Origin of the sequence: Williamsia phyllosphaerae, from assembly GCF_014635305.1 — a bacterium.
Classification (GTDB): Bacteria; Actinomycetota; Actinomycetes; order Mycobacteriales; family Mycobacteriaceae; genus Williamsia_A; species Williamsia_A phyllosphaerae.
The window spans coordinates 362260-374827 of the sequence record NZ_BMCS01000002.1 but is presented as its reverse complement, the minus strand read 5'-3'; the positions used below and the strand labels follow the sequence as shown (position 1 = coordinate 374827).

The 12568-nt window shown below is 68.0% G+C and carries 12 protein-coding genes; 9 read left to right on the top strand and 3 right to left on the bottom strand.

Annotated elements, in window-relative coordinates:
* Positions 1–6: 6 nt before the first annotated feature.
* From IEV93_RS15680 to IEV93_RS15645, 8 genes are all read left to right on the top strand, one after another.
* Complete coding sequence (locus tag IEV93_RS15680) at positions 7–366, top strand: GntR family transcriptional regulator (RefSeq protein WP_188490908.1); 360 nt, start codon at positions 7–9, stop codon at positions 364–366.
* A 148-nt stretch (positions 367–514) separates the two neighbouring features.
* On the top strand, positions 515–2233 hold the full coding sequence (locus IEV93_RS15675; RefSeq protein WP_188490907.1) for a BCCT family transporter: 1719 nt from the start codon (positions 515–517) through the stop codon (positions 2231–2233).
* A 140-nt stretch (positions 2234–2373) separates the two neighbouring features.
* A complete protein-coding gene (locus IEV93_RS15670) occupies positions 2374–2919 on the top strand; it encodes a hypothetical protein (protein WP_188490906.1) in 546 nt (181 codons plus the stop codon).
* A 97-nt stretch (positions 2920–3016) separates the two neighbouring features.
* Positions 3017–4114: an ATP-binding cassette domain-containing protein gene (locus tag IEV93_RS15665; RefSeq protein ID WP_188490905.1), complete on the top strand. Its 1098-nt coding sequence runs from the start codon at positions 3017–3019 to the stop codon at positions 4112–4114.
* A complete protein-coding gene (locus IEV93_RS15660; RefSeq protein WP_229705227.1) occupies positions 4111–4767 on the top strand; it encodes an ABC transporter permease in 657 nt (218 codons plus the stop codon). The genes IEV93_RS15665 and IEV93_RS15660 overlap by 4 nt, the downstream gene beginning before the upstream one ends.
* Before the next feature lie 2 nt (positions 4768–4769).
* Positions 4770–5498 carry an ABC transporter permease gene (locus tag IEV93_RS15655; RefSeq protein ID WP_188491636.1) on the top strand — a complete coding sequence of 243 codons (729 nt, stop codon included), beginning with the start codon at positions 4770–4772 and terminating at the stop codon, positions 5496–5498.
* A 62-nt stretch (positions 5499–5560) separates the two neighbouring features.
* A complete protein-coding gene (locus IEV93_RS15650; RefSeq protein WP_188490904.1) occupies positions 5561–6469 on the top strand; it encodes an ABC transporter substrate-binding protein in 909 nt (302 codons plus the stop codon).
* A 100-nt stretch (positions 6470–6569) separates the two neighbouring features.
* The gene (locus IEV93_RS15645; RefSeq protein WP_188490903.1) at positions 6570–7139 is read left to right on the top strand and encodes a hypothetical protein; all 570 of its coding nucleotides are present in this window, start codon (positions 6570–6572) and stop codon (positions 7137–7139) included.
* 77 nt (positions 7140–7216) lie between these two features.
* Here IEV93_RS15645 and IEV93_RS15640 read toward each other — a convergent pair whose 3' ends face one another.
* Positions 7217–8776, bottom strand: a complete 1560-nt coding sequence (locus IEV93_RS15640; protein WP_188491634.1) for a dolichyl-phosphate-mannose--protein mannosyltransferase — start codon at positions 8774–8776, stop codon at positions 7217–7219.
* Between the two features lie 160 nt (positions 8777–8936).
* On the opposite strand from IEV93_RS15640, the gene rsmI reads away from it, so the two are divergent.
* Positions 8937–9803: a 16S rRNA (cytidine(1402)-2'-O)-methyltransferase gene (gene rsmI, locus IEV93_RS15635; RefSeq protein ID WP_229705225.1), complete on the top strand. Its 867-nt coding sequence runs from the start codon at positions 8937–8939 to the stop codon at positions 9801–9803.
* 4 nt (positions 9804–9807) lie between these two features.
* On the opposite strand, the gene IEV93_RS15630 is transcribed toward rsmI, so the two are convergent.
* Both IEV93_RS15630 and metG read right to left on the bottom strand, forming a co-directional pair.
* Entirely contained in the window at positions 9808–11007 is a 1200-nt protein-coding gene (locus tag IEV93_RS15630) for an aminodeoxychorismate synthase component I (protein ID WP_188490901.1), read from the bottom strand.
* 1 nt (position 11008) lies between these two features.
* Positions 11009–12559 (bottom strand): methionine--tRNA ligase, encoded by a 1551-nt coding sequence (metG, locus tag IEV93_RS15625; RefSeq protein WP_188490900.1) that lies wholly within the window; start codon positions 12557–12559, stop codon positions 11009–11011.
* Positions 12560–12568 lie beyond the last annotated feature (9 nt).

Genomic DNA, 12568 nt, shown 5'->3' with positions numbered 1-12568 from the left:
CGGGGAATGGACATCACCATCGATCCCGATTCCGCCGAACCGCCCTACGAACAGGTGCGGCGGCAGGTCATCGAGCTCGTCGGCAGGGGCGAATTGCTGGTGGGCTCGAAGCTGCCGACCGTGCGCGCCCTCGCCGCCGAGTTGTCCATCGCACCGAACACCGCGGCGCGGGCCTACCGCGAGCTCGAGGCGGCCGACGTCATCGAGACGCGGGGGCGCAACGGGTCGTTCGTGACGGAGCGGTCAGGCTCCGCGGACGCGAAAGCGCAGCGCATGACCGTGGCGCACGTCGCCGAACTGCGTTCGATGGGCATCGGCGACGAAATGATCGCCGACATGCTGTCAGTGGCGTTGAAACGGTCCTGAGCTGCGCCTGAGCGCCACCTGAGGGTCAGCTGAGCCCGAACGGGGCAGCTGGCGACTGTTACGAGTCGATGTCCATTCCCCGACTCGTTTGAATGTCGCAGCCAAATCCTGCGACAGTAAAGACATGGTTACGACTACGCAAACACGAATGTCGGGTGATGGTGGCGACACCGAAACCCGGGATACGAGGTCTTCGAAGGCCGGCGGACACCACGTCGACTTCGTCGTCTTCGGCGTCACCGCCGCCCTGATCGTCGGGTTCCTCGTCTGGGGGATCGTCGACAAGACCGGCCTCAAGGACGTGACCGCGAACATCCTCGCGTGGATCACCGACAACCTCGGATGGATGTTCATCCTCTGCGCCACCGGGTTCGTCCTGTTCGCCGTGTTCCTCGCGGCGAGCAAGTACGGGAAGATCCCGCTCGGTCGCGACGGCGAGAAGCCCGAGTTCAAGACGGTCAGTTGGATCGCGATGATGTTCAGCGCCGGCATGGGCATCGGCCTGATGTTCTACGGCGCCAACGAGCCGCTCACCCACTACTCCGACGCGCCTCCCGGAACCAACGCCAACGACGTCGGCGTGGCCATGGCGACGACGATGTTCCACTGGGGCCTGCACCCGTGGGCGATGTACGCCGTCGTCGGACTCGCGATCGCCTACAGCACCTACCGCTGCGGACGCGGCCAGCTCATCAGCGCAGTGTTCGCACCGCTCCTGGGCAACCGCGCCAACGGTTGGGGCGGCAAGGTCATCGACATCCTCGCCATCTTCGCGACCCTGTTCGGTACGGTCGCGTCCCTCGGATTGGGTGCCGCACAGATCGGTTCGGGATTCGAGGAGCTCAACGTCGTCGGCGAGAGCGGCAAGCTGCTTCTCGTCGCGGTCATCGCGGTCCTCACCGCGGCGTTCGTCGCGTCTGCGGTGTCCGGCGTCGCCAAGGGCATCCAGTGGCTGTCGAACATCAACATGGTGCTGGCCATCACGCTGGCCCTGTTCATCTTCGTCGTCGGCCCGACCATCTTCATCCTCAACGTCGTGCCGACGTCGATCGGCAGCTACGCCAAGGAGATCACCGCCGACGCCGCGCGTTCCGGTGCGAGCACCGACGCCGCGGGCAAGGAGTGGCTGGCGGGCTGGACCATCTTCTACTGGGCCTGGTGGGTCTCCTGGACCCCGTTCGTCGGCATGTTCCTGGCCAAGATCAGCCGTGGACGCACCATCCGCGAGTTCGTGATCGGCGTGATGGTCGTCCCGTCCAGCGTCTCGCTCGTGTGGTTCGCCATCTTCGGTGGCACCGCGATCAGCCAGGAGATGGACGGAAAGGGCCTGTCGGAGAGCGACGGCCCGGAGTCGCAGCTGTTCGATCTGCTCGGCAACCTGCCGTGGGCAGGCATCGCCTCGGTGCTCGTCATGGTCCTGGTCGCGATCTTCTTCGTCTCCGGTGCCGACTCGGCCTCCCTGGTGATGGCGACGCTGTCCGAACGCGGACGACCCGAACCGAGCAGGACGGTGACCATCTTCTGGGGTGTCCTCACCGGTGCCGTGGCCGCTCTGCTGCTGTGGGTCAGCGGTGACGACGCCCTCCAGGGCATCAAGACGATGGCGATCATCGCGGCCCTGCCGTTCGTGATCGTGATGATCCTGATGTGCGTGTCGCTCTACAAAGATCTGCGGCGCGATCCGCTGATCCTGGCGGAGAAGCACCGCTCGGACGGACTCGATGACAAGTTGCGCGTCCACGCCAACACCATCGCGGCCACCGACGACACCAACGACGTGCTGCCGTCGGACGACCTGCCGGTCGACGAGTCGCTTGTCGCCGCCGATCCGTCGGGGGAGGCCCGGCCGGGCACGACCACCAGCTGAGCTGTCGCACTCCAGAAGCCACTCGCGAGCCATCCGGTTCGCGAGTGGCTTCTTTTGTCCCGCACACCTCCTTGTTCCCCAGGCGAACAATTGGTACCGTTCAGTACCAATTGAGGTCGGGACATCTCAGGGAGTTCACCTTGTTCACACCACGTCGCTCCGCCCTCGCGTTCGCCTGCGGTCTGGCCGCGGCCATGGGCATCGGTCTCGGAGCCGCCCCCGCCTCGGCCGCCCCGGTGACGGTGTACTCGCCGCCGTCCTTGCTCAGTGCGCCTGCGATCGACATCCTCTCCGCGACAGTGGACTACGGACGATCCACCGGATCACTGTCGGCGACAATCTCCCTGCGTGGGGCGCCGGTGCCACTGGCCAACGGCGGGCCGGGCTACTCGGTGGTGCTCTACGGCCCCCAGAAGTACATCGGTGGCGGTGCGGTGATCGCGTTGTCCTCGGTGGGTGTGCCCGGTGATGCGCGACTCGAGGTCAGTCGCGCCAACGACGGGATCACCACGTCGGTCCCCGTGCGAGTCCGCTTCCTCGGGAACAGGGTGGAGTTCACCGCGACCGATGATCGGATCGCCGGCCTCGACGTGCGCTACTTCGACGTCCAGTCGACCAGGACCCGATCACCGGAGCCCGGCAGCTTCTTCGGGATCGACGGGATTTACGGTCGCACTCTGCGCTGACCCGCGGGATCGGGGGCGGTGTCTCCGCGCGCGTTATACGGTTTGATCCAGAGCCGTGTCACGGGCCGGCGGATTCCGACACCCACAGAGGACGACCATGATCGAGTTCGAGCGCGTCTCGAAGACATACCCGGACGGGACGGTCGCGGTCGACGAGCTCGACCTCACCGCCCCGAGCGGCCAGATCACCGTTCTCGTGGGTCCGTCCGGCTGCGGTAAGACCACGACGATGCGCATGGTCAACCGACTGATCGACCCGACCGCGGGCCGCATCACCCTCGACGGCACCGACACCGCCTCGATCGACGCCGTCACGCTGCGCCGCCGCATCGGGTACGTCATCCAGAACGCAGGGCTGTTCCCGCATCGCACCGTCGTCGACAACGTCGCCGCCCTGCCGCGACTGCTCGGTGGCGGCAAGAAGCAGACCCGGGCCGCGGCCATGGAGCTACTCGAACGCGTCGGCCTCGACTCCGCGTTCGCGAAGCGCTACCCGTGGCAGCTCTCCGGTGGACAGCAGCAGCGTGTCGGCGTCGCCCGGGCACTGGCCACCGACCCGCCGTTCCTGCTGATGGACGAGCCGTTCAGTGCGGTCGACCCCATCGTCCGCGCGCAACTGCAGGACGAGTTCCTGCGCCTGCAGAGCGACATCTCCAAGACGATCATCCTCGTCACCCACGACATCGACGAGGCCCTCAAACTCGGCGATCGCGTCGCCGTACTGCGACAGGGCGGGCGACTGGCCCAGGTCGCGACCCCCGCCGGATTGCTCGAGGCCCCGGCCGACGAGTTCGTCGCCGACTTCGTCGGCAGCACACGGGGATACCGTTCGCTCGGCTTCCGGTTCGGCGACGACGAGCTCGTCCCGCAGACCGAGCCGACGGTGACCGTCGGCAAGCCGATCGGCGGGTCCGAAGGGCGCTGGGCCCTCGCGGTCGACAGCGACCACCGACCCATCGGGTGGGTCGACATCACCGCGATCGGGACCCGCAGCGTCGAGTCGAGCGACATCAACCTCGCCGGCACGGTCGCGCGCGCCGACAGCCCGCTGCGCGAGCTGCTCAACTCGGCGCTGTCGAACCCCGCGGGCCGCTGCGTGATCGTCGGCGACGACGGCGTGCTGGTCGGTTCGGTGACCGACACCGACGTACTGGCCGCGATCCGCCGGGCCCGCGCGAGCGAGGGTGCGGCGTGAACAAGATCGTCGACTGGGTCGGCGACAACTACGGGCTGGTGTGGTCGCTGACGGTCAGCCACATCTGGCTGACGCTGATCCCCACCGTGATCGGACTCCTCGTCGCATTACCGCTGGGTTGGTGGGCCTATCGCTCGCGACGCAGCTACACCCCGATCGTCGGAATCGCGGGCCTGTTCTACACGGTGCCGTCGCTGGCGTTGTTCATCTTCCTCCCGCCGATCATCGGCACGAAGATCCTCGACCCCATCAACATCGTTCTGGCGCTGACGATCTACACCGTTGCGTTGCTCGTGCGGGTGGTCGCCGACGGACTCGCCTCGGTGCCCGTGGACACCGTTCTCGCCGCACGCGCCATGGGGTACCGGACGTGGCAGATCCTGTTCCTGGTGGAGCTGCCGGTGGCGGTGCCGGTGATCAGCGCCGGCCTCCGGGTCGCGGTCGTGTCGAACGTGTCGATCGTGACGTTGGCCGCCCTGCTCGGCATCTCCCAACTCGGGTCGCTGTTCACCCAGGGGCTCCAACTGCAGTTGTACGGTCCGCTGGTCTCCGGTGTGGTGATGTGCGTGGTGCTCGCGGTGATCTTCGACGTGGCGATCCAGGTGGCCAACCGACTCGCCACCCCCTGGCGTGAACGGATCGTGACCTCGTGAACGTGACCGGCTGGTTCGCCGACAGCGCCCACTGGACCGGACCCGACGGCGTGCCCGCGCAGGTGGGACACCACCTCGTCTACACGCTCCTCGCGCTCGGCATCTCACTCGCCATCGCCGTTCCGCTGGGGATGTTCATCGGCTACACCGGACGCGGCGGGGGACTCGTGGTGGGATCGGCCAACGCCCTGCGCGCGCTGCCCACCCTGGGCGCCCTGGTGCTCCTGTTCCTGCTGATCTCCTCGAGCGTCAGCGGTCAGGCGGTGTATCTGATCCCGACGACCGCGGTACTCGTGTTGCTCGGTGTGCCGCCGATTCTCGCCGGCACCTACGCGGGCATCCAGAACGCCGACTCGGGAGCGGTGGGCGCGGCCCGGGCGATGGGCTACACCCGCGCCCAGATCCTCGTTCGGGTCCAGCTGCCGTGCGCGCTGCCGCTGATGCTGTCGGGGATCCGCAGCGCGACACTCCAGATCGTCTCGACGGCCACCGTCGCGGCCTACGTCGGCCTGCAGGGCCTCGGTCGGTTCATCCTCGACGGGCGCGCCGAGGCCGACTTCACCAAGATGACCGCAGGCGCCCTGCTCGTCGCGGTTCTCGCGATAGCGTTCGAGGTGCTGTTCGCTCTCGTCGGTCGATTCACGATCTCGCCCGGCCTGCGGCGCGCCGAGACCTCGGCGACCCGCTCGCGTCCCTCACCGGCGATCCCGGTGCCGGCGCCGGGTACCTGAACCCGCCGCGCACCCGCCCCACATTCGTCCACCCCAGCGTCACCACACCGAGGAGAACCCCCATGAAGAAGACCACCCTGGTCGCGGCGGCCGTCGCCGCCGCGAGCGTCCTGACCATCTCGGCGTGCGGTGGCGACCCGCTCAACAGCAGCACCGACCAGTCGGGCTCGTCGGGTTCGCAGATCATCATCGGCTCCGCCGATTTCACCGAGAGTCAGCTCGTCGGTGAGATCTACGCCCAGGCCCTGCAATCCAAGGGCGTAGCGGTGAAGACCCAGTTCAACATCGGCAGCCGCGAGGTCTACTTCACCGCGCTCAAGGACTCGTCGATCGACCTCGTGCCCGAGTACACCGGGGCGCTCCTGAAGTACCTGGACGAGAAGTCGACCGCGGCGACCCCGCAGGCGGTCACCGACGAGCTCACCCAGAAGCTGCCCGAGGGCATCGTCGGTCTCACTCCCTCGCCCGCCGAGGACAAGGACGCGATCTGCGTCACCCAGGACACCGCGTCGAAGTACAAGCTCGCGAAGGTGTCCGATCTCGCGCCGGTCGGAGGCGAACTCGCGCTGGGCGCGGCGCCGGAGTTCAAGACCCGCGTTCAGGGCGTGGTCGGATTGAAGGACGTCTACGGCGTCACCTTCAAGAGCTTCGTACCGCTCGACGCCGGCGGCACCCTCACGATGAACGCACTCACCAGCGGTCAGGTCCAGGCGGCCAACCTCTTCACCACCGATCCGGGCATCGCCAAGAACAACCTGGTGACCCTGACCGACGACAAGTCGCTGTTCGCCGCGCAGAACGTGCTGCCGGTCATCAAGAAGTCGAAGCAGACCGACACCGTCACCACCACGCTCAACGCGGTGTCGGCGAAGCTGACCACCGACGATCTGCTCACCCTCAACGGTCAGGCGGCCGACGGCACCAAGCCGGCCGACATCGCCAAGCAGTGGCTGGCGGCCCATCCTGTCTGACGTGACCCGTGGCTTGCGCTTGATGTAGCTCGAAGCCCATGCGAGGGATGCAATACTGCGAGGAATCACATTCGGTCGGGGAACGGTCACAGGAGTACGCATGTCTCACACTGCACGTCGTTCGGTCGTCGCCGCTGCGCTCGGGGTCGCCATGGCCGTGGGCGCCGGGGTGTGCGCGGCGCCCGCCTCCGCGGTGCCGGTGACCGTTCAGTCGCCGATCAAGCCCGGGGCGAAGAAGAGCACCGACATCCGCTCGGCGACCATCGACTACGACCGGGCACGAGGTCGGCTCGCCGTCACGCTGGTGATGCGCGGCGGGATCACCCCGAGCCCGGGCGAGGGACCGAACTACTCGGTTCTGCTGTTCGGTCCGCGCAACGCGACCGGCGGTCTCGGACAGTCGGTCCTGTCGTTGGTGTCGCTCGGGTACCCGGCCAACGGCTCGCTCGTGTTCAACCCGCCCGGCACCGCCGTCGACCAACTGGTGCCGGTCGACGTGAAGTACCTCGCCAACCGGGTCGAGTTCCGCGCGGCCGACGACAAGTTGAAGAATTTGCCGCTGCGCTACATGCAGGTGCAGACGAGCATCGACCGCATCTTCATCCCGAGCAACACCGCGACGACCGACGCGATCTACGGACGGTTCATCGGGGCGCCGGCCCGCCCCTAGCGGCCCGGGTCATCTGACGACGAGATCGGTGGCCGTTGTTCCCGCGATGCGGGAGCGGCGGCCACCGTTTTCGCGCCTCAGCGCCAGCTCGGTAGCCACATCTGCAGGTTCCACATGTGCAGCGATATCGGCTGGCCGGTGAGGATGGGCCACAGCCAGATGAAGTTGGTGATCACCAGCCCGATGTACACCGAGGCCAGCACCACCCCGAGCATGCGCCGCTCCCGGCCGAACTCTCGCCATCGACCGTCGGCGCCGAGCAGATCACCGACGCACAGCGCCAACCCCATGATCAGGAACGGCGCCATCGCGGCGGCGTAGAAGAAGTACATCTGCCGGTCGAGGTTGAGGAACCACGGCAGGAACGACGCCGCGTAGGCGACGATGACGACGGCGTAGCGCCAATCGCGGCGGAGCAGGAACTGCCACAAACCCCACAGCAGCATCGGGAACGCGAGCCACCACATGGCCGGCGTGCCGATCAGCATCTGGACGCGGATGCATTCTCCGCCGCCGCACTTGTCCGGCCCGTTCTGCACGGCGTAGAGCATCGGTCGCAGCCCCATCGGCCACGTCCACGGCTTCGACTCCCACGGGTGATGATTTCCCGCCGAATTGGTCAGCCCCTCGTGGAACTTGAGGATCCCGGCCTCGTAGTACCAGAGCGACCGCAGCGCACCGGGCACCCAGGAGAACGGTCCGTCGTAGCCGATCGATCGGCCGACCTCGTAGCGGTAGACCGATGTCTCGCTGGCGAACCACGGCGCAAAGCTGCCGAGGTACACGAGGATCGGGACGACGCCGAGGCTGAATCCGGACGGGATGACGTCGCGTCGCAGGGTGCCCATCCACGGCCGCTGCACGTGATAGGCCTTGCGGTTGGCGATGTCGAAACCGATCGCCAACAGCAGGAAGAAGAACACGAAGTAGATGCCGGACCACTTGGTGGCGCATCCCAGGCCCAGGAGCACCGCGGCGCCGAAGCGCCACCACCGGAAGCCCAGCCGGGGTCCGAACGGGGAATCGCCGATGCGACCCTCCGTCCACACCCGGTGCAGACGTGAGCGCATCTGGTCGCGGTCGGCGACCAGGGCGGCGAGTCCGCCGAGCACGAAGAAGATCTGGAAGATGTCGAGCATGCCCACGCGGGACGACACGAACGTGACGCCGTCGCAGATCATGAAGACCGCGGCGACCGCGCCGATCAGGGTCGAACGGCTCAGGCGTCGCGTCAGCCGGAACACGATCAGCACCATGATCGTGCCGACGACCGCGGAGGCGAACCGCCATCCCAGCGGGGTGTAGCCGAACAGCCCCTCACCGACCGCGATCAGCCACTTGCCCACGGGTGGGTGGACGACGAGCCCGTAGGCCGGGTTGTCCTCGATCCAGTTGCCGCCGGTGAGGACCTGCCACGCCTGCGGGACGTAGTGCTTCTCGTCGAAGACCGGGGTGCCGCCGTCGGTCGGGACATTGAGACCCCAGAACCGGGTGACGGCCGCGATCGCGGTCAGGACCGCGGCGACGATCCACCCGCGTCGGGTGTCCGACGCGCCGAAGACCGGGTCGGGGACGCGGGGGCCGGGGGCATCGCCGAGGTCCTCGGTCGCGCCGAGGTCGTCGTCCGATCCGTACAGCCGGGCCGGTTCGACGTCGTCGAGCGGGTACTGCCATGCCGTGGCGTCGCCGCTGCGTCCGTCGTCGAACGCCGGATCGGCGGTGTCGGTGGTCGACGGTGCAGCAGAGCTGCGAATCGACGGGGCTGCGGTCACCCGATCAATCGTAGGCTGTCCGATGATGACGATCACGGATGACAGTGCCCGGGGCGCGCTCCCGGGTGACGGCCGGCTGGTTCTGGCGGCCACCCCGATGGGGCAACGCGACGACGCCTCCCCACGACTACGTGCCGCGTTGAGCACCGCCGACGTGGTGGCCGCGGAGGACACACGTCGCGCGAAGTCGCTGGCGAGCGCACTCGGGGTGACCATCGGCGGACGCGTGGTCAGCTACTACGACCAGGTGGAGGCGCAACGCACACCCGCTCTGGTCGCCGAGATCACCGGCGGCGCGACCGTTCTGTTGATCACCGACGCGGGGATGCCGTCGGTCAGCGACCCCGGTTACCGGCTGGTCGTGGCCTGCGCCGATGCGGGTCTGCCGATCACGTGTCTGCCGGGGCCGTCGGCGGTGACCACGGCGCTGGCCCTGTCGGCGCTGCCGGTGGAGCGGTTCTGCTTCGACGGTTTCGCGCCCCGCAAGACCGGGCAGCGGCGCGCCTGGCTGGGCGAGCTGGTGGAGCAGCCCCGCACCGTGGTCTTCTTCGAATCCCCGCACCGACTCGCCGACACCCTCGCCGACGCGGTGTCGGTGCTCGGCCCGACCCGCCGCGCCGCCGTCTGCCGCGAACTGACCAAGACCTACGAGGAGGTCAAGCGCGGGACTCTCGAGGACCTGGCCCGGTGGGCCGCCGACGGGGTACGCGGCGAGATCACCGTCGTTATCGAGGGGGCTGTGCCCGTCGAGCAGGACCTCGACACCCTCGTCGGGCGCGTCGGGGTTCTCGTCGACGCCGGCGCGGGCCTCAAGGACGCGTGCGCGCAGGTGGCCGCCCCGACGACCACGGGCAAGCGCGAGCTCTACCAGGCCGTTCTCGACAGTCGCTGACGAGTCAGGACGCCGAGGACGTCATCGAGATGATGCTGGCGGCCTTGTCGAGGCACTCCTGCCATTCGCGGTCGGGGTCGGAGTCGATGGTGATGCCGCCGCCGACCCCGAGGGCCGTAGTCCCGTCCGGGGTGATCTCCACCGTGCGGATCGCGACGTTGAGGTCGAGGTCGCCGTCGGGTGTCGCGATCCCGACCGCGCCGCAGTAGACCCCACGCGCCGACGTCTCCCATCCCTGCAGGAGTGTCCGCGCACGGATCTTGGGCGTGCCGGTGACCGACCCCGGCGGGAACGTCGCCTCGATCAGCGCGTCGTTGCCGACGTCGTCGGGCAGCGTCGCCGCGACCGTCGACACCAGGTGCCACACCCCCGGCGCCGGATGGACGGCGAGCAGTTCAGGCACCGTGACGCTGCCGGGTACGGCGAGGCGGCCGAGGTCGTTGCGGACGAGGTCGACGATCATCACGTTCTCGGCGACGTCCTTGACCGACGACAGCAGCGACGTCGGATCCGCGCCCGACGGCACGGTGCCCTTGATGGGGCTCGAGGTGACCGTGCGGTCGTGGACGTGCAGGTAGGTCTCCGGGGAGAACGACGCGACCGCGCCCCAGTCGCCGGAGACGTACGCGGCCTTCCGGGGTCGCATCGACTCGACGCCTGCGACGAAGAAGTCGACGGGCCGCCCCGTGAGGTGCCCGGTGAAGCGGGTACAGACGCACGCCTGGTAGACCTCTCCCGCCGCGATGGCCTCGAGGCACGACCGGATCGCGGCGTCGTGGGGCGCACGCGGGGGAGTGGTCCAGCGGGTGGACCACGCTCGGGTCGGGGGTGGGTTCAGATCACCGGACACGCACGCGCGCAACCAGTCCGGGCACGAGGAGCCGGTCGCGTCGTGGTGAAACCACCGTCCGCCCTCGTGGGTGAGTACGTCCGGGGAGACCCCACCGACGACGGCGGGCAACGCGGCCTCGGCCAGACGATCCGGATAGGCGAGGTACCCCACCCAGAATCGCGTCGGGTCGTCCGGCGGTCGGACCCCGGCCCGCACGTCGACCGACGGGATGATCGCCGCATCGCCGCCCAGCCAGTCGCCGATGAACCCGGCGGGACCGGGGACGCCCGCGACGACGCTGCGCTCGTGCAGCGCGGCGAGCAGTGCGCTCGGCGATCGACCGGGTCCGAGATCGGTGACCCGGGAGGCCATCTCAGCTCTTCTTGGTGTCGTACCGGGGAAAGACGGGAGACGGGGCGGGCAGCGTGGTGCCCGCGGCGAGGCGATCGCCGATCGCGTCGAACGACCGGTTCTCGACGGGGATCGCGAGCAGGTCGAGCAGGGTCCCACCGGAGGTCGGCATCACCGGCTGCACCAGGATGGCGACGATCCGCACGACCTCGGCGCAGATCCAGAGCACGGTGCCGGTGCGATCGAGATCGGTCTTGGCCAGCTTCCACGGTTCCTGCGCGGAGATGTACCGGTTGGTCTCGGCCAGCACTTCCCACAGCGCCTCGAGCGCGAGATGCAGTGCCTGCTGGTCGAATTCGCCGCGTACCCGTGCCAGCAACGCGTCGGCCCGCGCGAGCAGCGCGGTGTCGTCTGCGGTGAACTCACCGGGGGTGGGTACGACGTGGTCGAAGTTCTTGCCGATCATCGACAGCGACCGCTGCGCGAGGTTGCCGAGCTCGTTGGCGAGGTCGGCGTTGATCCGCGCCACGATCGCGTCGTGGCTGTAGGACCCGTCCTGGCCGTAGGACACCTCCCGCAGCAGGAAGTAGCGCAGGGGGTCGAGTCCGTACTCGTCGACGAGCGCGTACGGGTCGACGACGTTGCCGACCGATTTGCTCATCTTCTCGCCCTTGTTGAACAGGAAGCCATGGGCGAACACACGTTTGGGCAGGGCGATACCCGCACTCATCAGGAACGCGGGCCAGTAGACACAGTGGAACCGGACGATGTCCTTGCCGATGATGTGCAGATCGGCGGGCCAGTACTTCTCGAGGGTCTCGGTGTCGTCGGGGAAACCCGCGCCGGTGAGGTAGTTGGTCAGCGCGTCGACCCACACGTACATCACGTGCGCGTCGTCACCGGGTACGTCGACACCCCAGTCGAAGGTGGTCCGCGAGATCGACAGGTCACGAAGGCCGCCGCGTACGAAACTCGCCACCTCGTTGCGTCGCGTCAGCGGACCGATGAAGTCGGGGTGGGACTCGTAGTGGGCGAGCAACTTGTCCTGGTAGGCCGACAGTCGGAAGAAGTAGGACTCCTCCTCGGTCCACTCGACCGGCGTTCCGGTCTCGGTGGCCACGCGGGTGCCGTCGTCGCGGACGGTGAGATCGCCATCGGTGTAGAACGCCTCGTCACGCACCGAGTACCAGCCGGCGAACTTGTCGAGGTAGATGTCACCGTTGTCGGCCATCCGCTGCCAGATCGCCTGCGACGCGACGTGGTGGTCGGCGTCGGTGGTGCGGATGAAGCGGTCGAAGCTGCTGCCGAGTGCGAGCTGCAGTTCGCGGAAGGCCGCGGCGTTGCGGTCGGCGAGAGCGCGGGTCGCGATCCCCTCGGCGGCGGCGGTCTGTTCCATCTTCTGACCGTGTTCGTCGGTGCCGGTGAGGAATCGGACGTCGAAGCCGTCGAGTCGCTTGAACCGCGCGATGGCGTCGGCCGAGATGTACTCGTAGGCGTGCCCGATGTGCGGCGCGCCGTTGGGGTAGGCGATCGCCGTGGTCACATAAAAGGGAGTCTTCGCTGCGGGTGCCATGGTGCGCCC